This is a genomic window from Dactylosporangium darangshiense (assembly GCF_039537565.1).
Lineage (GTDB): Bacteria > Actinomycetota > Actinomycetes > Mycobacteriales > Micromonosporaceae > Dactylosporangium > Dactylosporangium darangshiense.
This window is the reverse complement of the sequence record NZ_BAABAT010000025.1, coordinates 129,608-148,828: the sequence shown is the minus strand read 5'-3', so window position 1 is coordinate 148,828 and position 19,221 is coordinate 129,608. Positions and strand designations below refer to the sequence as shown.

Annotated in this window: 18 protein-coding genes and 1 riboswitch; of the genes, 11 read left to right on the top strand and 7 right to left on the bottom strand. The window is 72.8% G+C overall.

The window, feature by feature from the left end:
- Window positions 1–61 precede the first annotated feature (61 nt).
- On the bottom strand, window positions 62–1,348 hold the full coding sequence (locus ABD901_RS35785; RefSeq protein WP_345133867.1) for a vanadium-dependent haloperoxidase: 1,287 nt from the start codon (window positions 1,346–1,348) through the stop codon (window positions 62–64).
- A 267-nt stretch (window positions 1,349–1,615) separates the two neighbouring features.
- Between ABD901_RS35785 and ABD901_RS35780 the strand changes: the two genes are divergently transcribed.
- Window positions 1,616–2,440 (top strand): hypothetical protein, encoded by an 825-nt coding sequence (locus tag ABD901_RS35780; protein ID WP_345133865.1) that lies wholly within the window; start codon window positions 1,616–1,618, stop codon window positions 2,438–2,440.
- 2 nt (window positions 2,441–2,442) lie between these two features.
- Here ABD901_RS35780 and ABD901_RS35775 read toward each other — a convergent pair whose 3' ends face one another.
- A complete protein-coding gene (locus tag ABD901_RS35775; RefSeq protein WP_345133862.1) occupies window positions 2,443–3,045 on the bottom strand; it encodes a TetR/AcrR family transcriptional regulator in 603 nt (200 codons plus the stop codon).
- Window positions 3,046–3,094: 49 nt separating this feature from the next.
- Between ABD901_RS35775 and ABD901_RS35770 the strand changes: the two genes are divergently transcribed.
- Window positions 3,095–4,585: an MFS transporter gene (locus tag ABD901_RS35770; RefSeq protein WP_345133860.1), complete on the top strand. Its 1,491-nt coding sequence runs from the start codon at window positions 3,095–3,097 to the stop codon at window positions 4,583–4,585.
- 479 nt (window positions 4,586–5,064) lie between these two features.
- Here the strand turns inward: ABD901_RS35770 and ABD901_RS35765 are convergent, their stop codons facing one another.
- The gene (locus ABD901_RS35765; protein WP_345133857.1) at window positions 5,065–5,835 is read right to left on the bottom strand and encodes a helix-turn-helix domain-containing protein; all 771 of its coding nucleotides are present in this window, start codon (window positions 5,833–5,835) and stop codon (window positions 5,065–5,067) included.
- A gap of 117 nt (window positions 5,836–5,952) precedes the next feature.
- Between ABD901_RS35765 and ABD901_RS35760 the strand changes: the two genes are divergently transcribed.
- Entirely contained in the window at window positions 5,953–6,297 is a 345-nt protein-coding gene (locus ABD901_RS35760; RefSeq protein ID WP_345133856.1) for a VOC family protein, read from the top strand.
- Between the two features lie 24 nt (window positions 6,298–6,321).
- Here ABD901_RS35760 and ABD901_RS35755 read toward each other — a convergent pair whose 3' ends face one another.
- On the bottom strand, window positions 6,322–6,864 hold the full coding sequence (locus ABD901_RS35755; RefSeq protein ID WP_345133854.1) for an imm11 family protein: 543 nt from the start codon (window positions 6,862–6,864) through the stop codon (window positions 6,322–6,324).
- Between the two features lie 64 nt (window positions 6,865–6,928).
- On the opposite strand from ABD901_RS35755, the gene ABD901_RS35750 reads away from it, so the two are divergent.
- On the top strand, window positions 6,929–7,150 hold the full coding sequence (locus tag ABD901_RS35750) for a helix-turn-helix domain-containing protein (protein WP_345133852.1): 222 nt from the start codon (window positions 6,929–6,931) through the stop codon (window positions 7,148–7,150).
- Window positions 7,151–7,161: 11 nt separating this feature from the next.
- Window positions 7,162–8,205: a glycoside hydrolase family 113 protein gene (locus ABD901_RS35745; protein WP_345133850.1), complete on the top strand. Its 1,044-nt coding sequence runs from the start codon at window positions 7,162–7,164 to the stop codon at window positions 8,203–8,205.
- On the opposite strand, the gene ABD901_RS35740 is transcribed toward ABD901_RS35745, so the two are convergent.
- Window positions 8,187–8,654 (bottom strand): GNAT family N-acetyltransferase, encoded by a 468-nt coding sequence (locus ABD901_RS35740; protein ID WP_345133848.1) that lies wholly within the window; start codon window positions 8,652–8,654, stop codon window positions 8,187–8,189. The two genes, ABD901_RS35745 and ABD901_RS35740, sit on opposite strands and share 19 nt — an antisense overlap.
- Window positions 8,655–8,698: 44 nt before the next feature.
- The gene (locus ABD901_RS35735) at window positions 8,699–9,430 is read right to left on the bottom strand and encodes a C39 family peptidase (protein WP_345133846.1); all 732 of its coding nucleotides are present in this window, start codon (window positions 9,428–9,430) and stop codon (window positions 8,699–8,701) included.
- A gap of 178 nt (window positions 9,431–9,608) precedes the next feature.
- A riboswitch (cyclic di-AMP (ydaO/yuaA leader) is annotated at window positions 9,609–9,750 on the bottom strand.
- Between the two features lie 163 nt (window positions 9,751–9,913).
- Here ABD901_RS35735 and ABD901_RS35730 point away from each other — a divergent pair.
- From ABD901_RS35730 to ABD901_RS35715, 4 genes are all read left to right on the top strand, one after another.
- Entirely contained in the window at window positions 9,914–10,351 is a 438-nt protein-coding gene (locus ABD901_RS35730; RefSeq protein ID WP_345133844.1) for a hypothetical protein, read from the top strand.
- Between the two features lie 4 nt (window positions 10,352–10,355).
- Window positions 10,356–12,371 (top strand): DUF4132 domain-containing protein, encoded by a 2,016-nt coding sequence (locus tag ABD901_RS35725; protein ID WP_345133842.1) that lies wholly within the window; start codon window positions 10,356–10,358, stop codon window positions 12,369–12,371.
- 157 nt (window positions 12,372–12,528) lie between these two features.
- Window positions 12,529–15,480: a glycosyl hydrolase gene (locus ABD901_RS35720; protein WP_345133840.1), complete on the top strand. Its 2,952-nt coding sequence runs from the start codon at window positions 12,529–12,531 to the stop codon at window positions 15,478–15,480.
- A 68-nt stretch (window positions 15,481–15,548) separates the two neighbouring features.
- Window positions 15,549–15,881 carry an ester cyclase gene (locus ABD901_RS35715; protein ID WP_345133838.1) on the top strand — a complete coding sequence of 111 codons (333 nt, stop codon included), beginning with the start codon at window positions 15,549–15,551 and terminating at the stop codon, window positions 15,879–15,881.
- 8 nt (window positions 15,882–15,889) lie between these two features.
- On the opposite strand, the gene ABD901_RS35710 is transcribed toward ABD901_RS35715, so the two are convergent.
- Window positions 15,890–16,729: an SGNH/GDSL hydrolase family protein gene (locus ABD901_RS35710; protein WP_345133836.1), complete on the bottom strand. Its 840-nt coding sequence runs from the start codon at window positions 16,727–16,729 to the stop codon at window positions 15,890–15,892.
- Window positions 16,730–16,815: 86 nt separating this feature from the next.
- Between ABD901_RS35710 and ABD901_RS35705 the strand changes: the two genes are divergently transcribed.
- Entirely contained in the window at window positions 16,816–18,546 is a 1,731-nt protein-coding gene (locus ABD901_RS35705) for a sensor histidine kinase (RefSeq protein ID WP_345133834.1), read from the top strand.
- Window positions 18,543–19,196 (top strand): response regulator transcription factor, encoded by a 654-nt coding sequence (locus tag ABD901_RS35700; RefSeq protein ID WP_425556759.1) that lies wholly within the window; start codon window positions 18,543–18,545, stop codon window positions 19,194–19,196. The genes ABD901_RS35705 and ABD901_RS35700 overlap by 4 nt, the downstream gene beginning before the upstream one ends.
- The last annotated feature ends 25 nt before the right edge of the window (window positions 19,197–19,221 follow it).

Sequence of the window (19,221 nt, the reverse complement as noted above, 5' to 3'; positions counted from 1 at the left end):
TGCGACCTTGACGGACAGGAGGGGGTCCGGGCGCGGACCCCCTCCGGTCAGGCTGGGATTGCTATCGGCGGGGCTGGAAGTAGTGGGTGACCGCGTACGCCGTCGTGCGCAGGCCGATCTTGGCGCCTTCGATGTCGGCGGTACGGGTGTGGATGCCGCCCCAGATGCGGGCCTCGATGACCTCGGCGATCGCGCCGGTGAAGCTGTTGAACGAACGCGTGGTGCCCGACGCCGAGCTGAACGCGCTGAACTGGATGTCGTTGCGCCCGAAGAAGTACGCCAGCGCGGACATGCTCGCCGCGGTGAAACAGGTGTGCCCGGAGGTGAAGTCCGGGTGCGGCGGCGTGACCAGCAGCGGCATCCAGGCCGGGTCGGCCGCGGTGTTCGGGTTGCCGTCGGTGTCGGCGAGCTGGATCGCGGTGACCGGCCGCCAGAACAGCCAGGCGCCCTTCTCGTTGTAGCAGGCCGATGTCGCGTCGGCCTCCGACAGGTCGACCATGGCGAACATCCGGGCGGTCTGCAGCGTGCTGAGGCGCTGGCCCGTGGCGAGCTGCCGCTTGATCTCCCACTCGCCCAGGTGCCGGTCGTGCCACCAGATGGCCGCCTGCGTCTGGTCGAGGGTGCGGGTGGTGCTGTTCACCGCGCCGATCGTCTTGACCTCGTTGAAGTCGCGGGCGTACTGCGCGCTGGTGAGCGCCGGCGGGCCGGACGAGCGGAACATCGACACGCTGGGCAGCAGGAACGGCTTGAGGTGGCCCACCCACGCCGTGGCGTTGGCGTTGGTCGGCGGCGTCGGCCGCCACTGGCCGGGCTGCGTGCCGACCGGCCAGGCCTCGTCGCCGAACGCCCCGTCGTTCTGCCGGGCGGTGATCATCGCGGCCGCGGTCTTGTCGCCCACGGTGGTGCCGCGGACCTTCGCGAGGCCGGCCGGGATGCCGGCCATGTAGTCGTCGTACTGCTGCTGCAGCCGGTCCTGCTGGCCCGGGAAGAGCGAGACGAGCACCTTGAACGCCGCGGTGCCGACGGCGGCGTCGACGGACTCCCGCCCGTTCGCGGACGGCGCCGAGAGGTACGGCTGGTAGGGCTTTCCGGAGATGGCGTTCACGGCGTCGTAGACGGCCCCGTGCACCATCGCGAAGCTGCGCGCCTGCACCTGCGGTTGCTGCTGGGCGTAGTCCCAGATCGCGGTCTGCGCGTTCTGGTCCCACACGATGACAGAATTGACGGGCCTGACCGGATCGGCCGCGTAAGCGCTGGTCATTCCGGACAGCACCGGCGCACCGGCGCCGATGACGCCGGCGACCACGGCACTGACGAGTTTGCGGCGGATAGAGACGTGACGTGTCATTGACGACCCCCAATGCCGGCGTTTCGTGGCCGGCTCGATGCGACATTGACAAAGTACACTTGCAAAGAGGCAACGTACCGGCGCGCGACCGGCGACCAAACCGTCCGAAGGGGCCGAGACGAACGCCGGTGGGGTTGTCCTGAGCGCCGATGAGTCCGTGACCGATCGGGGTGTTGACCAACGCCGTCGTGCCCGACGACTCCCACCAGCGGCGCCAGCGCAAATGCCGAGCTACATGCGATCTTGGGGTAAGACTGTACGGTGCTGGTGAATCGACTGGCTTCTCGCCGTGGGCTGCGGCTGTGGCCGTTCTGGGTGGCGCTCGCCTCGATGGTGCTGTTCGGCGCCGTGGTCGCGGGAGCCGCCGGCCTGATCCTCTGGTTCGTCCTCGGTCGTCCGCCGGTGGCGCGGCCGGTGCCGCTGAACGCCGCCGCCCTGCTGGACCTGACCCGGATCGCCCTGGTCGTCACCGGGGGGATCGGCGGCATCGTTGCGCTCGTCGTGGCGTACCGCCGGCAACGCATCCACGAGCAGGCCGACGCGCGCGAGCACGGGAAGCTGTTCAATGAGCGGTTCATCGCGGCGAGCGCGCAACTGGGACATGACAGCGCGGCGGTACGCCTGGCCGGTGTCCATGCGATGGCCGAGCTCGCCGACGACTCGCCCGAGCACCTGCACACCTGCGTCGACGTGCTCTGCGCCTACCTTCGCCTGCCGTACGTCCCGGCGGCCGACGGCGAACGGGAGGTACGCCTGACGATCATCCGCGTCATCGGCGACCATCTTCGCCCGTCGGCCCGCACTGACTGGCGGGACCACAACGTCGACTTCACCGGCGCCGTCTTCGAGGGCGGCGACCTCGACGAGGCGGTCTTCGCCGGCAAGTCGGTCAGCTTTCGAGGCGCCCGGTTCGTCGACGGCGTGCTGCGCCTCGAGCGCGCCCGCTTCATGGCCACGGTGAGCTTCCGCGGCGCGCAGTTCTCCGGCGGCACCGTCGACCTGCACGGCGCGCACTTCGCGACGCCGCCCGAGTTCGATGGCCCCACGTCGGCGCCGCCGGCTGTGCTGCTGTCCGAGGCCGAGGCCGCCTGAGCTCAGACCCCGGTGCGCAAGGCGTCGAAGAGCCGCTCGAAGCGCGCACGTTGCTCGTCCACCACCGCGCTCGGCGTCTCTCCGGCGATGAGGCGGCGCGCGGTCTCGACCAGGACCGTGCCGTAGCCGGCGATGAAGAAGGCGGCGAGCAACGTCGCGTCGCCCTCGAACGCCGGGTCGCGCTCGAGCTCCTCGACGAGGGTGTGCTGCAGGTCGGCGGCGATCTCCCTTGCGCGCGCGATGAGCGCCGGCGACGCCGCGACGGTCCGGAAGAACGGGGTGGACCGCTCGTTGACGCCGGAGAGCGGGTGCCGGGTGTCGACGAGGCCGAGGGTCGTATCGCGCAGCGACGCGAGCACGTCCACGCCCGGATCGCGGTCGCGCACGGCCGAACGCAGGAGCTCGACGGCGTCGGCCGCGCGATCCAGGTACAGGTCCTCCTTGCGCGGGAAGTGGTTGAAGACCGTCACGCTCGACACCCCGGCCTCCCGCGCGACCTGGGCGACCGTGACCGCCTCGAACCCGCGCTCGAGGAACAACCGGGCCGCAACCTCCGCGATCCTCGCCCGCGTCTGCGGCCCGCCGCGCTCTCCGGTCCTGGGCATCCGACCTCACTTGCTTTTGTGACTAAATTTAGTCAGTTAACCTCATGACATGACCACCGTAACGCGCTCATTCGACCATGCGGCTCGCGCCCCTCGATCGTTGCGCGAGGCATGGGTGGCCTTGGCCGGTTTGTCCGCGGTGTTCCTGTTCGAGATGCTCGACAACTCGATCCTGAACGTCGCACTGCCCACCATCGGCCGCGAACTGCAGGCCTCGACGACCGCGCTGCAGTGGGTGACGGGCTCCTACGCCGTCGTCTTCGGCGGGTTGATGCTGGCCTTCGGCGCGATCGCCGACCGCTTCGGCCGGCGCCGCATCATGCTCATCGGCCTGGCCCTGCTCGGCGTGGCGAGCCTGGCGACCGCGTTCGTCACCACCGCCGAGCAGCTCATCGCCGTGCGGGTGGCGATGGGCGTCGCGGCCGCGATGACGACGCCGGGATCGATGGCGCTGGCCTTCCGCCTATTCGACGAGGACGGCCTGCGCGTCCGCGCGACCACCCTCATCTCGACCGTGGGCCTGGTCGGCCTCGCGATCGGCCCGACGGCCGGCGGCTTCGTGCTCGCGATCGCGCCATGGCAGGTCCTGCTGCTGGTGAACGTCCCGATCGCCGCGCTCGCGATCATCGGCGTGCGGACCGGCATCGCCGCGGACAACGCGGCCGACCGCCACCGCGATTCGCTGGACATCGCGGGCGCGGTCCTGGGCACGGCGACGATCGTGCTCGCGCTCGTCGCGCCGACGCTGTTCGTGAACCAGGGCGCCCGATCGTGGGCCCCGTGGGCGACGACGGCGGCGGTCGCCGCGGGGGCGACGCTCTTCGTCCTGCGCGAGCGTTCGGCGCGGTACCCGCTGCTCGACCTCAAGCTCGTCGCGCACCCGCTCGTCGCGAGCGGCCTGGCGTTCAAGGCCGCCGCCGGCCTCGCGACCGCCGGCCTCGGCTACATGGTGACGCTGCAGCTGCAGCTCGACTGGGGCTGGACACCCGCGCTCGCCGCCATCGGCATGCTGCCGCAGGTCGTCGTCCTCATCGCGGGCGGCGCGCTCATCAGGCCGCTCATGCAGCGGGTCGGCCTCGAGCGGGCCGCCTGGCTCAGCGCCGCGACGGTCGTGTTCGGGCTCGCCGTCTACGGCCTGCTGAGCCGGTTCGGGTACGTCTGGGTCGCCGTCGCGCTCGTCCTCGTGGCCGCCGGGATGCGCGTGGTCGGCGTCGTCGCCGGCACCAACGTGCTGCGCGGCCTGCCGAGCAGCCGGACCACGATCGGCGCGGCGCTCACCGACACCGCAACCGAGGTCACCTCCGGCGCCGGCATCGCCGTCACCGGCACCATCCTCGCGGCGCTGTTCACCGGCGACATCGCGACGTCGAGCTGGAGCCCGCAGCAGACCAACGAGTTCCGCGAGGCCGTCACGATCGCGGGCCTCACCCTCACAGCCGTGGCGGCGGCGCTCGTCGGCTGGGGCATCGTCCGCGCGCGCCGCGTTACGAAGCACGAGGCGACCACGCCCGTGGCCGAGGCGATTCCCGAGCACGCCTGACACAGTCGGCAACGGAGTGCATCGAATTGATTGCGGTGGGTTCCTACGCTCCAATGCATGTCGGCTGGAACGAGCATTGCGACGAGTCGTTGGATGCCCAAGTCCGGCGCTTGCTGCGGTTCTGAGGGTGTTGTAGGCGCGATTGTCGATGCCGGTCGCTATGCTTGCGCACGTCGGCTTGGTCCTCATGCGCTCCCCGGAGGTGCTGCCCAGGTGGCTGGTCGGTCGGAGCTCCGGGACGACCTCGTCGGTGGCGCGGTGGCAGCGGCATCCGTGATCGTCGGCATCGTGATCTGGCGGCTCGAGTTGCTGCCGGAGTGGGCGGCTTGGCTCATTGCGGTGGGATTGGGTCTGTCCGTCAACTTCCTATGGTTCCGCGCAGCAAGGCGCCGCCGGGCTAGACAGACGCCGACAGCCACGTGAGCGGCTGTGCCGAGGTGCCATTCGCAAATGATGAAACGGGACAAGCGGGTGGCTGATTAGGCCAAGAGCCGCCGCACGGCGCTCGGCGGGTGTCCCAGGTGCTGGCGCATCGTGCGGCAAAGGTGGGCCTGGTCGGTGAACCCGAGGTCGGCAGCGAGCGCGGCGAGGTCGTCCGCGCCGCCCTCCAGCCGATCGAGGGCCCGCTCGACGCGGACCCGGTTGCGATAGCGGGTCACCGACACCCCGAGGTGCCGGCTGAATGCCCGGCTCAGCCGGAACGGCGACACGTCGAGCAGGGCGGCGAGGGTGAGCAGCGCGCGGGCGGCCGGCTCGTCCGCCCGGATGGCGTCGCGCGCCCGGTCGACCAGGTCCGCGTCGTGCGGCCTCGAGGGACCGGGCAGTGCGGCGGCGAGCAACGCGGTGAGCCGCTCGACGACGGCGTAGTCCACGTCGCCGTCCCGTGCCGCCCGCAGCAGCCGCCGATGCGCGAGATCCAGATGGGCGTCGACGTACAAGGTGCGGGCCGCCGGGTCCGTCTCGCCGGCGAGCGCGCGCCACAGCGAAGGGTGCAGGCGGATCGAGGTGCAGACGTCGCCTCCGGCGGGGTGGGCGAAGTGCTCCTCGTCGGAGGGGACCCCCAGGTAACCGACGGTGGGGTCTAGGTCCGCGGTCCGCCCGGCCACGCGCCGGCGGAACCGTCCGCGGCGGACCAGCACCACGCGATAGTCGGGCTGCGCCTCCGGCGGCGACCACCCGGCATGATCCCCGTCGCAGGTCACCGCCGCGACGTCGAGCCCGGGACGGAGGGCCAGCTGCACTGCCTTCATGCCCCGCACGCTACGCCGGGGGTACGACAATTCCCGGCGCCGCAAGGATGTCCAAGCCGCGAGGGGACGCCGGCGAGGAGGCTGGTGCACGACCCAAGACGAACAGGAGAATCCGAGATGCTGAGCACCATCATCTTCGACTGCGCCGACCCGGGTGCGCTGGCCGAGTTCTACCGCAAGGCGACCGGGTGGGAGGTTGCCTCCGCCGACGACGACTTCGTGTACCTCGGCGACGGGGGACCCATCCAGCTCGCGTTCCAGCGCGTCCCCGAATACCGGGCGCCGGGCTGGCCGGACGCCGGCAAGCAGGCCCACCTCGACCTCAAGGTGCCCGACGTGGACGCCGCGGTGGCCGAGCTGGTCGCGGCGGGGGCGAAGCAGCCCGAGTTCCAGCCGGGAGACGGCGCCTGGGTGGTGCTGACCGACCCGGCCGGCCACCCGTTCTGCCTGACCAAAGGATGATCCGAAGCCCGGCCGCGGACGGGATCAGAACTCCTCGAACTTGACCTTGGCGTAGTTCAGGCCGTGGATGCCGGCCTCGTCCAGGGCCGCGCGGAGGTCCTCGCCGACGAAGACGTCGACGTACGAGCCGGGCACGCGGAAGACGCGGCGGGCGACCTCGGCGCGGGACGACTCGAGGAACGCCGGGAACCGCAGGATCTCGTAGGTGCTGTAGACGTCGATGATCGAGTGATCGCGGTCGACCACGTCGAGGATGACGGCGGCCTGCACGATGCGCGCCGGCTCGCCGTCGACCGTTGCCCGCGCGATGAGGTGGAGGTCGCCCGGTGCCACCTCCTCGAACACGTGCCAGGCGCGCTCGTCGACGATCCAGTCGCGGATGGCCGAGTGGCGGTAGACCGACGGGCGCCGCCGCAGCTCGCCCCGCGTCCAGCGGAAGCGCGGCACGGCCTCGAACGGCGGGTACGGCGTCTCCCAGTCGTGGTCCGTGACAGGGCGCGGGAAGTCCGCGTCGCCGCCCGTCAGGCGGCCGTGGTCGCCGCTCGCCGGCTCCGCCAGGTAGGCCATTCCGCAGAGGCTAGTCGACAACCCGGGGTTGACACCGCAACCCCGGGTTGTCAAGGTTGACGGCATGGGTGGACGGGTGGATGCCGAAGGACACCGGGCGGCGTTCGAGCGGCTCAGGGCCGTCCGGGAGGAGTTGCTCGGGCACGCGCGGGCCGTCCGCGAGCTGGCGGCGGTGCGGCGCGCGCTGATTCAGGAGCTGATCGACGTCGGGTTCACGCAGAGCGACGTCGCGCGCGAGCTCGGCGTCACGCGGCAGGCCGTGCAGAAGATGCTGTCCGTCGGATGAGGCGCCGGGGTGTGACCTACGACGTAGGGCACACGGTCGACGGGCAGGACTCGCGGCCCGACCTGCGCTGGGACGAGGTGGCCCGCGAGCTCGAGATCATCAGGGGCGACCTGCACGGTACCGCGGTCAAGATCCACGGCGAGGACCTGGACCGCCTCGCGCGGGCCGGCGGGCTCGCGCTCGACGCCGGGCTCGAAGCCTGGCTGGCGCCGCAGCTGTGGGAGCGCGGGCCGGACGAGACACACGCCTTCATCGTCGCGGCCGCCGGCGTGGCCGAGCGGCTCCACCGACGAGCGCCCGGCCGGGTGTTCCTCAGCGTCGCCAGCGAGCTGAGCCTGATGATGCCCGGCATCCTGCCCGGCGCCACCGTGTACGAACGCATCGCGCACTGCGCCGCCGCCGGGCCGCGCACCGAGGAGCAGACGCGCCGGCTCGACGAGGTGCTCGGGCGGGCCGTCGCCGGCGTCCGCGGCGTCTTCGCCGGGCCGCTGACGTATGCCGCTCTGCCGTGGGAGCGCGTCGACTGGGCGCGGTTCGACTTCGTCGGCGTCGACCTGTACCGCGACGAGGCGATCCGCGACCGCTACCCCCGCATCGTCGAGCGGATCTGCGCCCGCGGCCGGCCCGCGATCGTCGCGGAGTTCGGCTGCTGCGGCTACGCCGGGGCGCAGCGCCTCGGCGGCGCGGGCTGGGACATCTTCGACCACGCCGCCGACCCGCCGCGGCTGGCCGGCGACTACGTGCGCGACGAGCCGGCGCAGGCCCGCGAGATCGCCGAGTGCCTGCGCCTGTTCGACGCGGCCGGCGTCGACGGCGCCTTCGTGCACACCTTCGTCTCGCCGCTCAACCCGGCCAACGCCGACCCGCGCTTCGACTTCGACCTCGGCAGCTACGCCCTCGTGCGCAGCGGCGCGGGCCGGGTCGGGGACCTGGCCGCGCGCCATCCCGCGGTACCGTGGCGGACCGCGTCGCACGGCGAGGACTATCGGGGCCTGCCGTGGGCTCCGAAGCTCGCCTTCCACGCGGTGGCCGACGCCTACGCGTCGGCCTCGTAGGAAAACACGATCATGTCGCGCATCGTGATGCCGTGCTCGACCAGGGGCGGGCGGATGTAGTCGAAGAAGTCGCGCTGCACGGAGTGCATCCGGAAGCCGCACTTCTGGTAGAACGCGATGTTGTCCAGCGACGAGTTCGCCGTGCCGACCAGCAGCGTCCGGCCGTGCTGCGGCAGCTCGGCCTGGATCGCGGCGACGAGCCGCCGGCCGATGCCGCCGCCGCGGCGGGCGGGGTCGACCGCGATGTACACGATCTCCGAAGGCCCGTGCTCGTCCCACCGCACGACGGCCGCGGCGACCCGCTCGCCGCCGAGCAGCGCGGCGTAGGCCCGGCAGGCCGGCTCGCGCAGCGCCGCGCGGATGCGCTCGTCGTCCTCCTCGGCGTCATGCAGCAACGGCACCAGCCCCTCGGCGTCCGCACCGGGCACCGCAACGCAGTCCACGTTCACGGTGACCAGTCTCGCCGAGGGGCCGATCCCACCGAACCGATATCTCAGGCGGAGTAGCCGCGGTGGCCGATCCAGCTGGCCATCGGGTAGGTCTCCACCCAGTACGAGCCGGGGCCGAACATGCCCGACGAGTCGGCGACCTTGACCTGGCGGCCGCGGTCGCGGTAGCCGATGATCGCGACGTAGTGGCCGCCGCCGAACTCGTGGTAGGTGCCGGCCATGTCGGTGACGCCGCCGACGATGTTGGCTACCACGCCGCGTCCGTCGCCGATGGCGCTGACGACGTTGCGCTGCAGCTGCTCGGCCTCCTCGCCCGTGGCGTCCTCGCCGGGAATCCAGTGGGTCTTGTACGCGTCGCGGCCCAGGACCCGGTTGAGCCCACGGGTGGTGTCGTCGGCCGAGTTGGTGCCGTTGACCGTGGTGCCCAGCACGCCGGCCAGGTCGCCCTGCGACGGCGGAGACATGCTCGTGGACAGGGCCATCCGCGTGGCGGCCGGCCCGCAGTTGTAGAACGTCGTCTGCAGCTGGAAGGAGTAGTTCAGGACCTTCTCCGCCGGCGCGGTGAGCAGCGGGTCGGGCTTGGCCTCGGCCTGCGGTGCGTCATGGTGCTCGGGGAGGGCCAGGCTGAGCGCGGCGAGGCCGGCTCCGTGTGCGTTGTTCGCCGGCTCCGGCGAGTGGCTGAGCGCGGCGGCGGTCGCTACCGAGACGACCGCGAGCGCGGCGGTGCCGAGCACCGCGGGAAGGGGACGGCGAAGCGTGGCGATACGATCACGCATAGATGTGGTGGAGCGATGACGCATGGTAAGGTACTCCTGGGCAGGCTGAGGTCCCGCCGCCCGGCTGAGGGCGTCGGCGACCGACTACGTGGGGTCGAGGGAGCGCGGGCTTTGCTAGGCCCGGAAGCGCTCAACCGGATGTAGGCCTGCCAGCAGGCGAAGAGGGTGGGGCACAGGGAACTCCTTCCGGTGCCGCCTACCGGGTTAGCTGACGGATTCGGGCGGGAAGCTTCGCCCTACCACGGCCAGGGGGCCGTTGGATTCACCCCGGGACTACTGTGGGTCCCCGGTTCGCATCTGCGATTCGGCGGGTCCGGGCCGGCGCCACGTGGTCACGGCTGAGAACCGACTCGGACGAGGTGACCTTACTGGTCGGTACCGTCCCTGCCAAGACCCCCGCAAATACTGCCACCAGGCAAAACGCGGTCGCTCAGGCGGCGGGCAGTGCGCCGGAACGTGCGCACCTAGGATGGCGGCCGGGAGGTGGCCGTCGAAATGATCGTCGAGGTGCGGGGGCGGATCCCCGGGCGGGACCGGGGCGAGATGCCCGCCGTGCGGGTCGAGGCCGGACCGGGCACGACCGTCGGCGACCTCATCGGGCGGGCCGTCGCCGAGCAGGTCCGGCTCCTCGCCGCCGACCGCGCGCAGTGCCGCGTGGTGCTCGACCGGCAGTACCTCACCGCCGACGACATCCGGGCGCAGGCCGCGGCCGGCGCCGTGCGCCTGCGCGAGCCGGCACAGCGCGAGCCGGCGCCGCCCGACGCCGGCGCCGAGGCGGCGCGGGCGCGGGCCGCCTTCGGCAAGGGCGCGTTCGCGGTCTTCGTCGGCGGCCGGCAGCTGCACGGCCTCGACGAGCCAGTCGCCGCCCGGCCGGGCGAGGTCGTCGTCTTCCTGCGGCTCGTGCCACTCGCCGGCGGCTGAGCCGATGGACCGGCCGCCCGACCCGTACCAGGTCGCCCTCTGCCTCGCGTCGAAGTTCGCCGCCGGCGAGCTTGACGCGTCCACAGTGGAGCGTGCCTTCGCCGACGACCCGTACCTGTGGCGGGGCATGCTCGGCATCCCCGACGACTGCCTGCTGTTCCTGCGCGACGTGGCCGACGACCTGCTGTGGCGGCGCGTCGAGCCGGTGCCGCAGGTGGTCCGCCCGCGCGGGCTGCGCCACTTCCTGCGCGCGGTGGAGGAGTCCCGGCCCGCCTACTACGACTGCGACGCCGACCTCACCGACGCCGAGCGCGACGAGCTCGTCGCGTGGCTGCGCGAACGGCCCCTGTCCGTCGCCCGGCGCGCCATGCAGCTGCGCGGGCCGTCCGGCGACGCCGACGCGATCCTGGCCGTGCTCGGCCCGGCGGCACACGAGCCGCTGCTGCGCCTGTGCCGGCCGCCGCGCCTGCACGAGGGCACCCGGCGCTACGACCGGGCGGAGATCCTCGACGCGGTCGCCGAGGCCGGCCCGGAGCGCACCGAGCGGATCCTCGAGCTGTGCCCGAGCGAGGCGGTCGGTGCCGCCCTCGGGCGCAACCGCCCGGCGGTGGAGAAGCGCGTGCGCAACAACGCCCTCGAGGGCATCGCCGCCTACGGCCTGCTGCCGCTCGCCGATGGCGAGACCGTCCGGGACCGCTACCTGGTGCTGCGCGACGTCGCCAAGCGCGGCGCGAAGCTCGGCCCCAACCGCCGGCACAGCCACGCCGACGCGATCGACGCCGCGCTGCACCACCTCGCCCAGGTCACCGGCTTCCCCGACGCGGCGCGCCTCGAGTGGCACTGCGAGGCCGACCTCGCCGAGGCCGCCGTCGAGCGGCAGATCGGCGCCTACACCGCGGCCGTGCGCGCCGAGGGCGCCGACGCCGTCATCGAGGTCGTCAAGGCCGGCAAGCGGCTGCGTAGCGTGCCGGCCGAGGTCCGCGGGCACCCCGACTACCCGGCGCTGCGCGAGCACCAGGAGCGCCTGCGCGACCAGGCCCGCCGGATGCGCACCGGCCTGCTGGAGCGCCTCGTCGCCACCGGCGGCACGCTGGCGCCCGACGAGCTCGACCGGCTGCTGCGCATACCGGCCGGCGCGGCGATGCTGCCCGCCCTGCTGTGGCTGGACGCCTCGGGCGCCATCGGGCTGCTGCCCGACGTGCAGCGCGGCGCGCCGCTGACCGCCGTGCACCCGTACCACCTCTTCGAGCGCGACCTGCTCGCGCACTGGCAGGCCGAGATCGTCGCCCGGCGGGTCCGCCAGCCCGTGCGGCAGGCGTTCCGGGAGCTGTACCTGCCGACGCCGGCCGAGCGCGCCGCCGTGACCGCCTCGGCCCGCTTCGCCGGGCACCGCGTCAACGGCAAGGTCGCCGGGCAGCTGCTGTCCGCGCGGGGCTGGTCGCTGCGCGACAGCTACGAGACGCACTCGGCGATCCGTTCCGCCGGCCCGGGCCTGCGCGCCGCACTGCACTGCGACTTCCACGGCCACTTCGGCATGGGCGACGTCCTGCTGGGCGAGGTGGTCCTGCTCGCCGGAGATTCCGCGGTACCACTGGAGCAAGCGCCACCCATCGCGTTCTCAGAGGTCATGCGCGACCTCGACCTGGTCGTGTCGGTGGCCGGCACGGAACCGGACGCCTATGCGTCGCCGTTGCACGCGCAGAGCCGCGCCCAGCTGCTCGGCGCCCTCGTGCGCGACCTCGCCCTGACCCGCGTGAGCGTCGAGGGCGTCACGGCGCTGGTGCGCGGCTCGCGGGCGACGTACCGCGTGCACCTCAACAGCGGCAGCATCCACGTCGAGCCGGGCGGCTACCTGTGCGTGGTGCCGGCCGACTTCGGCGCGCGGCCGCACCAGCGGCTGTTCCTGCCCTTCGCGGACGAGGACCGCCCGACGAGCGTCATCCTCAGCAAGATCCTGTTGCTGAACGAGGACGAGCGCATCGCCGACGAGTCGATCCTCGCCCAACTGCGCCGCCTCTGAGGACTCCTCGCGTGAAAGCGCTCTCTTTTTGTTTGCCCAGCTCAGGTACGATTTTGAGAGCGCTCTCCGCAACTGACCATTGACACTGGTCACATTTGGTGCGCATCATTCCCAGGGACCCCGCAATGACCGCCAATCTCATCTCGGAGTCCCAACCATGCGTCTTGCCCGAGGCCGCCCCGCCGCGGCCGGCGCGATCGCCGTAACGGTGGTCGCCGCCGCCCTGACCTTCGTCGCTCTGCAGAATGCCGAGGCCGCAACGCTCGGCTCCGGCAGCTACGCCACCACCGCGCCGGCCGGGACCACCGGCCCGACCGGGTGCGGCAGCATCGCGACCAACCCCCGCCAGTACGTCACCGCCAACGCGCCCGCCGGCGCCGTGCCCACCAACGACTGGTGGTCGTCGCTGCTGTTCAAGCGCACCGACTGCGCCTACTCCACCCCGCTGGAGGCGCACCCGATGGCGTTCCAGCCCTCCGCCGGGGGCCTGGGCGTCTCGTACACCACCGAGGCCGCCATCTCCGGCACCGCCACCGGCCCCGGTGAGTACCACTTCCCGTACACCACCGAGTTCACCCTCGGCGTGACCGGCCTCAACGCCCCCAACACCCTGGTCGACGGCTGGACCGACTGGACCGTCACGCCCTCGTGGTCCGACGGCGCCCGCACCCTCAAGACGACCATCGGCCACGGCATCCCGTTCGTCTACGCCCGCACCAGCGGCGGCAACGCCCAGCTGACCTTCGGCGGCGCGCCCGCCGTGTGGTCCAACAGCGGCAACCGGGTCGGGTTCACCGTCCGCGGCCACGACTACATGGCCTACGCGCCGACGGGGGCCACCTGGACCGTCAGCGGCAACGCCATCACCTCCACCCTCGCCGGCCGCGACTACTTCTCGGTCGCGCTGCTGCCCACGACCACGTCGACGCCGGCCGCGGACCGCACGGCGCTGGCCAACACCTACGGGCAGTACGCGCACAACCACGTCACCGGCACCCGCGTCTCGTGGGGCTTCGACCAGGCCTCCAGCACCGTCAACGCCACCTACACGTTCACCACGACGGCCCGGGAGGGCACCGGCTCCGGCACCGTGCTGGCGCTCTACCCGCACCAGTGGAAGAACCTGTCCGGCGCGACGCCGATCGCACAGACCTACGTCTCCCCGCGCGGGGCGATGAAGATCTTGACCGGCGCGGGCGCCTTCACCACTGCGACACGCTTCCAAGGTGTACTCCCTGAGGTGCCCGCCGTCGCGGACTCCTCCGGCGCCGACCTGAGCACCGTCGGCGGATACCTGGACCAGGTCACCGCCGGCGACCCCCTCGCGGGCTTCGGCAACGACACGTACTGGACCGGCAAGGGCCTCGGCCGCGCCGCCCGCGCCGCCGAGATCGCCGACCAGCTCGGCCGCACCGCCCAGCGCGACACGCTGCTGAGCGCGATCCGCACGCGGCTGACCGACTGGTTCACCGCGAGCAGCGGCGAGACGGGCCGGCTGTTCGTGTACAACCAGGCGTGGGGCACGCTCATCGGCTACCCGGCCTCCTACGGCTCCGACGCCGAGCTCAACGACCACCACTTCCACTACGGCTACTACATCGCCGCCGCCGCGACCCTGGCCAAGTACGACCGCAACTGGGCCGCCAGCAACGCCTACGGCGGCATGGTGAACCTGCTCATCCGCGACGCGAACAACCCGGACCGCGCCGACACGATGTTCCCGTTCCTGCGCGACTTCGACATCTACGCCGGCCACGACTGGGCCTCCGGGCACGGCTCGTTCTTCGCCGGCAACAACCAGGAGTCGTCCTCGGAGGGCATGAACTTCGCCAACGCCCTCATCCAGTGGGGCATCGCCACCGGCAACACCGCGGTCCGCGACGCCGGCCTGTACATCTACACCACGCAGGCGCAGGCGATCCAGGAGTACTGGTTCGACTCGGCCAACCAGAACTTCCCGCCGACGTTCGCGCACAACGCCGTCGGCATGGTCTGGGGCGACGGCGGCGCCTACGCCACCTGGTTCAGCGGCGAGCCCGAGATGATCCAGGGCATCAACATGCTGCCGGTCACGGGCGGGTCGTTCTACATGGGGTACCGCCCGGCGTACAACACCGTCAACTACAACGAGCTCGTCACGAACAACGGCGGCTCGCCGACGGTGTGGCAGGACGTGCTGTGGTCGTTCCAGGCGCTGGGCAACGGCGACCAGGCACTGGCCAACCTGCGGGCCAACCCCGGGTACACCCCGGAAGAGGGCGAGAGCCGGGCACACACGTTCCACTGGATCCGCAACCTCGCCGCGCTCGGCACCGTCGACACCAGCGTCACCGCGAACACGCCGCTGTACGCGGTCTTCACGAAGAACGGCGCCCGCACCTACGCGGCGACGAACCTGACCGCCAACCCGCTCACCGTCACGTTCTCCGACGGCCGCACCCTGACGGTCCCGGCGGGCAAGACGGCCACGACCGGCGCGTACACCTGGGTCGGCGGCAACGGCACCTCCCAGCCGCCGACGTCGCAGTCCCCGTCGGCCTCGCCGTCGGCGTCGGCGTCCGCGTCTGCGTCGAGCTCCCCGTCCGCGTCCCCGTCCACGTCGACGCCCCCTGCGGGCTCGAACCGCTTCTACCTGCGCTCGGGCCCCGCGTTGTCCACCACCGCCGGCGGCGGCGCGTCGACCCAGACGATCACCGCCGCCAACGGCAACTGGGACGGCAACCCGCACAACCCGGTCACGTACCGCACGTGCGGCATCACCGGCGCCACGAACGGCACCGCGACGCAGTTCACGCTGCACGTCGACGCCGGCACCGCCGTGGGCCAGGGCATCGAGGCCCGGGTGTCGTACGACTTCACCGGCACCGGCACCTACGGCCGCGTGGAGACGTACCGCTACTTCGCCACCGACCCGGTCGTGGGCACGGAGCAGTACACCCAGTCGGCCGGCCTCGCCTCGTCCAGCGGCACCTTGTCGGCGATGAGCAACGGCTGCGTCCGCCTGGAGCTGTGGAACGCCATCGGCAACGCCAACACCACGGTGCGCATCGACGCCACCGCCGCCAACGGCAACCAGTCGACCCTCACCATCCCCTACACCGTCGGCTGACCCTTTCTGACCGGTGGGCCCGCCGCGGCGGGCCCACCGGGTCTGGCCGGGCGAGGCATGATCGGTCCATGGATGTGGTGCTGCGTTACTTCGACATGTGGAACACCGGCGACACGAGCATCGCCGAGCAGGTGCTGCATCCGGCGTGGGTCGACCACGCCCATCCCGAGGTCGCCGGGCCGGACGGGGTGCGGCAGTCGGTGATGGCCATCCGGGCGGCGCGGCCGGGGTTGCGGTTCACCGTCCACAGTGTGCTCGGCGACGAGGACCTCGTGGCCGTGGTGGGGTCCGTCGGGGAGGCGCCGGGGGACGGATCGCCGGGGAAGCTGGTCTGGCTCGTGCGGCTCGCCGACGGGCTGATGGCCGAGATGTGGACCTACCAGCAGAGCGGTCCGCGGTAGACCGGGCATCACCGGCCCGGACGCCTGACCACCCGCCAGATCACGTCGGCCAGTGCGCGGTAGCCGGCGTCGGACGGGTGTGCGTCGCCGTTCGTGCAGATCAGGGTCAGCGCGCAGATCGCCGCAGTCTCGGCGGCCGGGTCGCCCTGCGGGTTGAACACCGGGAACGGGTCGGCGAAGCGGGCCCGCACGGCGGTGGCCGCCGCGGCCTGTGCGGCGTTGACGGACGCGAACAGTGGGTCGCTGAACGCGAACCGGCCGACGTTCGGGTCGTAGGCGCCGACCACGACGATCCGGGCCGCGGGGGCGGCGGCGCGTAGCTGCAGCAGGATGGAGCGCAGGCGGGCGGCGTACCGCGCGACGGCGTCCGGCGCCGAGCGCTGGATGCAGCCCGGGTCGCCGGCGCAGGCCGCGACGAAGTCGTTGATGTCGTTGCCGTTGAGCGACACGGTGATCAGCTCGACCCGGCCGCGGTGGCGGTGCAGGAACGACAGCGCCGCGCCGAGCTGTGCGCCGGAGTAGTCGTCGTGCAGCCGGTGGCCGGAGTCCTTCCACGGGCAGGAGACGCGGAACGTGACCGTCGACTCGCCCGGGCACGAGTAGTTCACGGTGGCCAGGCCGCGCAGGCGCGCCGAGAGCAGGTCGACGTAGCCGGTGTCGAAGGCCTCGGGCGGCCGGCCGGCGAGCGCCTTGTCGGTCCGGAAGCCGTAGGCGATCGAGTCGCCGAGCGCGAGGTAGTAGCGAGCCGGCGGGCCGGACGCGGCGGCGGGCGTCCCGCCGGCGTACCCGGCGGCGAGGGCGGTCAGCGCCAGTGCCAGGCAGCCGCCGCGGACGAACTGTCGAATCATGCGACCCACGCTCGAGCGTCACGGCGAGCGGCGCGTCGGTAGTTCTACGCATCCCGGCCGGGCGGGCGGGGTGCGATCCTGTTTGCATGCGCAGCATCCCGCTCGGGCGGCCGTGGCGGCTGATGCCGCTCGCCGTGCTCGTCGCGGCCGGCTGCGTCGCCTACTGGACCTGGCGCGGGCAGGACCCGCTGTGGACGGTGCTGGCCGCGGCCGGCGACCTCGCCGCGATCGGCGGCGGCCTGATCGCCCGGACCCGGCGGCCGGACAGCCGGGTCGGGCCGCTGCTGCTGGCCTGGGGCGCCTACGGGCTCGTCGGCGGCGTCGGCGGGTGGGACAGCGGCGCGCTGCTGGTGCTGTGGTTCGCCGCGACGCCGTTGTACTGGGTCCTGCTTGGGCACGTGCTGCTCACCTACCCGGACGGGCGCGCGCAGACGCGGGCCGAGCGGTGGTTCCTGCGGGCGGCCTACGCCACGCCGCTGCTGTGGCTGGGCATCGCCGCCTTCGCCGAGCCGGCCTGGCTGACCGGCTGCCGGGCGGGGGAGTGCCCGGGCAACCCGGTGCTGATCCACCCGTCGGTGGCCGTGGTCCACGCGCTGTACTACGTCGCCCGGCCCATTGTCGCGGCGGGTCTCGGGCTGTGGCTGCTCGCGCTGATCGCCCGGCGCCGGTCCCGCATGACGCCGGCCCGGCGCCGCACCGCCGCGCCCGTGCTGTGGGCGGCGGCCGGGCCGCTCGGCAACTTCCTGTACACCTCCGGCCTGAACCTCGCGTCGTTCGCGACCCGGGTGCCGCACGTGCTGTACGACATCTACACCTGGGGCAACGTGGTCGTGGCGTTCTGGGTGCCGGCCGCGCTGGTGGCCGGCCTGTACCGCAGCCGCCTCGCCCGCGCCGACGTCGCCACGATGCTCGTCCGGCTGCGCAGCGCGACCGTCGAGGACCTGCAGGCCGGGCTCGCCGAGGTGCTGCGCGACCCGACCCTGCAGATCGTGGAGCCGCCCGCAGAGCCCGAACCGTCCGCGCCGCCCGACCCTCGCGTCGCGACCGAGCTCGGCGAGGGTGCGCTGCTGCTGCACCACCCGAGCGCCCGCGAGGAGGACCCCGAGCTGTTCGACGCCGCCGTCACGGCCGCCGCCGTCACGCTCGACAACGCGCGGCTGACCGCGCGCGTGCAGGCGCAGCTCGCCGAGGCGACCGCGTCGCGGGAGCGGCTGCTGCACGCCGCCGACGCCGAGCGCGGCCGGGTCGAGCGCGACCTGCACGACGGGGCCCAGCAGCAGCTCATCGGGGTCGGGATGGCCCTGGAATCGGCGCGGCTGGCGCTGCCCGAGCACAGCGCGGCCGCGGCGCTGCTCGACGACGCTCGCGGGCAACTGCGCGCCTCGATCGCCGAACTGCGGGCCCTCGCCCGCGGGCTGCGGCCGGCGCTGCTGGCCGAGCGGGGGCTCGAGGTCGCCCTCGACGAGCTGCGCCGGCGGGCGCCGCTGCCGGTCACGGTGCGGGCCGACCTGCCGGGGCGGCTCGACGCGGCCGCCGAGACCGCCGCGTACTTCGTCGTGGCCGAGGCCCTGCAGAACGCGACCAAGCACGCGCCCGGCGGCCGCGTCGAGATCCGGCTGAGCCACGGTGACGGCGAGCTCGTCGTCGCCGTCCGCGACGACGGGCCGGGCGGCGCCGACCAGCGCCGCGGCACCGGCCTGCGCGGCCTCGCCGACCGCGTCGCCGCGATCGGGGGCCGCCTCACCGTCGACAGCCCGGCCGGCGGCGGCACGACCGTCACGGCCCGGGTGCCGGCCGCAGTGCGGGGTGGTGCATGAGCCTGCGTGTCGTTCTCGCCGACGACTCGCTGATCATCCGGGCCGGGCTCGCGCGGCTGCTCGAGGCCGGCGGGATCGCCGTCGCCGGCGAGGCCGGAGACGCCGAGGAGCTGCTGCGCGCGGTCGCGCTCCATGCGCCCGACGTCGCCGTCGTCGACATCCGGATGCCGCCGACCCATACCGACGAGGGCCTGCGCGCGGCCGGGCGCCTGCGCCGCGAGCACCCGGGCACCGCGGTGCTGGTCCTGTCGCAGTACATCGAGACCGCCTACGCCATCGAGCTGCTCGACGGGGGGCGCACGCACGTCGGGTACCTCCTCAAGGACCGCGTCATGGACCATGCCGTGCTCCTCGGTGCGGTCCGGCGCGTCCACGCCGGCGAGGTCGTCGTCGACAGCACCCTCGTCGACGCGCTGCTCGCCACCCCCGCGGTCCCGGCCGCCCTTGCCGCCCTGTCCGCCCGGGAGCGGGAGGTGCTCGCGCTGATGGCCGAGGGCCTCACCGACCGCGGGATCGCCGAGCGCCTCACGCTCTCGCCGCGCACTGTCGGCACCCACGTCCAGCACATCTTCGACCGGCTCGGCATCGCCGACTCGTGGACCGACAACCGCCGGGTGTGCGCCGTCCTGTCGTACCTGCGCGCGCTGTGAGTGCGTGCGATTCGGGTCGCGCGCT

Excerpts from the sequence above, each read along its gene's own strand:
- ABD901_RS35785 (WP_345133867.1), bottom strand. The coding sequence starts at position 1,348 with ATGACACGTCACGTCTCTATCCGCCGCAAACTCGTCAGTGCCGTGGTC.
- ABD901_RS35775 (WP_345133862.1), bottom strand. The coding sequence starts at position 3,045 with ATGCCCAGGACCGGAGAGCGCGGCGGGCCGCAGACGCGGGCGAGGATC.
- ABD901_RS35770 (WP_345133860.1), top strand. The coding sequence starts at position 3,095 with ATGACCACCGTAACGCGCTCATTCGACCATGCGGCTCGCGCCCCTCGA.
- ABD901_RS35765 (WP_345133857.1), bottom strand. The coding sequence starts at position 5,835 with ATGAAGGCAGTGCAGCTGGCCCTCCGTCCCGGGCTCGACGTCGCGGCG.
- ABD901_RS35760 (WP_345133856.1), top strand. The coding sequence starts at position 5,953 with ATGCTGAGCACCATCATCTTCGACTGCGCCGACCCGGGTGCGCTGGCC.
- ABD901_RS35755 (WP_345133854.1), bottom strand. The coding sequence starts at position 6,864 with ATGGCCTACCTGGCGGAGCCGGCGAGCGGCGACCACGGCCGCCTGACG.
- ABD901_RS35750 (WP_345133852.1), top strand. The coding sequence starts at position 6,929 with ATGGGTGGACGGGTGGATGCCGAAGGACACCGGGCGGCGTTCGAGCGG.
- ABD901_RS35735 (WP_345133846.1), bottom strand. The coding sequence starts at position 9,430 with ATGCGTGATCGTATCGCCACGCTTCGCCGTCCCCTTCCCGCGGTGCTC.
- ABD901_RS35725 (WP_345133842.1), top strand. The coding sequence starts at position 10,356 with ATGGACCGGCCGCCCGACCCGTACCAGGTCGCCCTCTGCCTCGCGTCG.
- ABD901_RS35720 (WP_345133840.1), top strand. The coding sequence starts at position 12,529 with ATGCGTCTTGCCCGAGGCCGCCCCGCCGCGGCCGGCGCGATCGCCGTA.
- ABD901_RS35715 (WP_345133838.1), top strand. The coding sequence starts at position 15,549 with ATGGATGTGGTGCTGCGTTACTTCGACATGTGGAACACCGGCGACACG.
- ABD901_RS35710 (WP_345133836.1), bottom strand. The coding sequence starts at position 16,729 with ATGATTCGACAGTTCGTCCGCGGCGGCTGCCTGGCACTGGCGCTGACC.
- ABD901_RS35705 (WP_345133834.1), top strand. The coding sequence starts at position 16,816 with ATGCGCAGCATCCCGCTCGGGCGGCCGTGGCGGCTGATGCCGCTCGCC.
- ABD901_RS35700 (WP_425556759.1), top strand. The coding sequence starts at position 18,543 with ATGAGCCTGCGTGTCGTTCTCGCCGACGACTCGCTGATCATCCGGGCC.